Below are 536 nucleotides of genomic sequence, written 5' to 3'. Positions count from 1 at the left end.
AGCGCTTATTGGTTGGTATGGATGTGCAATGCTGTGTTACGTGACGCCAAAAGAACACTTGGGCTTACCTAATAAAGACGATGTAAAACAAGGCTTGATTACTTACAAGATCTCGGCGCACGCCGCAGATCTCGCGAAAGGTCATCCCGGCGCACAGATTCATGATAACGCGATGAGTAAAGCGCGATTTGAGTTCAGATGGGAAGATCAGTTCAATCTCGCGTTAGATCCGGATACGGCACGTGCATATCATGACGAAACGCTTCCTAAGGATTCAGCGAAAGTTGCGCATTTCTGTTCAATGTGTGGGCCAAAATTCTGCTCTATGAAGATTTCACAAGACGTTCGAGATTATGCTGCGGAACAAGAACTGGCTAAGGCAGCTGATGTTGGGATGCAGGAAATGTCCGAGAAGTTCAAACAAGATGGCAGTGAAATCTATCACGAGGTGTAAGACTTACTATTAGATTTTGGTGGTACTGAAGGAGGTCGATCTTTTAAAGTTCGGCCTTTTTATTGCGCGTACTAAGCAATAG

At 45.1% G+C, this 536-nt stretch carries 1 protein-coding gene; it reads left to right on the top strand.

Features of this window, described 5'->3' with window-relative positions:
• Positions 1-454, top strand: a 454-nt coding sequence (locus tag A3738_RS25625) for a phosphomethylpyrimidine synthase ThiC (RefSeq protein WP_197474043.1), incomplete at its 5' end; no start/stop codon positions are given.
• Positions 455-536: the final 82 nt, after the last annotated feature.

The organism is Oleiphilus sp. HI0066 (assembly GCF_001635725.1).
This window is presented reverse-complemented; position numbering and strand designations above follow the sequence as displayed.